The 1,476-nt window shown below is 70.0% G+C and carries 1 protein-coding gene and 1 pseudogene; both read right to left on the reverse strand.

Annotated features, from left to right (window positions below; translation table 11 throughout):
• Positions 1-240 (reverse strand): annotated as a pseudogene (locus tag VR45_RS40195) (hypothetical protein); the annotation flags it as partial.
• 437 nt (positions 241-677) lie between these two features.
• Positions 678-1,476, reverse strand: a 799-nt coding sequence (locus VR45_RS40200; RefSeq protein ID WP_045944926.1) for a carbohydrate ABC transporter permease, incomplete at its 5' end; no start/stop codon positions are given.

Below are 1,476 nucleotides of genomic sequence, written 5' to 3' on the forward strand. Positions count from 1 at the left end.
GCCCTGGGCCGCCGCGTCCTTGGAGAGGACGGCGATCCGGGTCCTGGGAGTGAGGGTGAACCCCGCGCCCGGCACCGCCTGCTGCGAGACCGGTTGCGGTACCAGGGCGTACGGGGCGGAGGTGGGCGCGGCGGGAGTGGTCGCGGCGGCGGCCGGCGAGAGTGCGGCCGTGAGCGGGAGGGTGAGGGCGACCGAGGCTAGCGCGACAAGACCTCGGCCCCGTCGGTGGAACCGGTGCATGATGGACTCCTTCTGTGGGGGGAAGGCCCGGAGCCGCTCGACGGCGGGCGGCCGGGAGGGCGCGGTACGCGCCGGCGGCGGAGGGGTGCGTCGCCCGGGATCGGCGCCGGGGACCCTGCTGCGCTGCAGGCTGCTCGTCCTGTGGCAGCAGTACCTGAAGCCGACAGTGCGACAGAGCATGAAAGGCGCTCGCAGATGCTCCAAGAGTGAGCTTTTCGAGCAGCTTCAACCACGAAGGTGTCAGGGTGCCCAGCGGGGCGTCAAGGCCTACCCGGCCGTAGCTTCGGCCGCTTCCGCACCCGGGGAACGGGCATGCCGAAGGGCCCGTCCCCCTGGCTCGGGGCCGGAGGACGGGCGTTCGGGGGGGCGGTCCGGGGCTACTTCGCGGGGACCTGCTTCACGGAGGGCTGCTTCACGGGGACCTGCTTCACGAGGGGCTACTTCACGGATCCCGCGGTGAGGCCGGAGACGACCTTGCGCTCGATGAGCGCGAAGAGGACGACGACCGGCACGATGGCGATGACCGAGCCGGCGAACAGGAAGTTCCACTGGACGGTGTAGTTGCCGATGAAGCTGTTGATGCCCACCGTCAGCGGCTGGTTCTCCGGGACCGTGGACAGGGTCAGCCCCATGACGAACTCGTTCCAGGCCGCGATGAAGGTGAAGATCATCGCGGTGACGACCCCTGGCATCGCGAGCGGCAGGGTGATCCGCAGCAGCGCCCCTCCCCTGCCCAGCCCGTCGATCATGGCGGACTCCTCCAGCGCCACCGGGATGGAGGCGAAGTAGGCGGTGAGGATCCAGATGGCGAAGGCCAGGTTGAAGGCCGCGTTGCACAGGATCAGCGTCCACACCGAGTTCAGCATGTCCAGTTGGTAGAACTCGCGGTAGAGGCCCACCAGCAGGGAGGTGGGCTGGAACATCTGGGTGACCAGCACCAGCAGCAGGAACAGTTTGCGGCCGCGGAAGCGCACCCGGGCCGTGTAGTACGCGGCGGGGACGGCGACCAGCAGGACGAGCAGGGTGGACCCGGCGGCGACGAGCAGGGTGACGCGGAGGTTGTCGCCGAGGTGGGACTCGCGCCACACGTCGACGAAGTTCGCCCACTCGAACGAGGACGGCAGGTAGCCGGCGTCGCGCAGTTCACTCGCCGGCCGCAGTGCGGTGATCACCATCTCGGCGTACGGCAGCAGGAACCCGGCCGCCAGCAGCCAGGCGGCAGCGGCGACCAGCAGG

This window comes from Streptomyces sp. NRRL S-495, from assembly GCF_000966955.1.
GTDB lineage: Bacteria > Actinomycetota > Actinomycetes > Streptomycetales > Streptomycetaceae > Kitasatospora > Kitasatospora purpeofusca.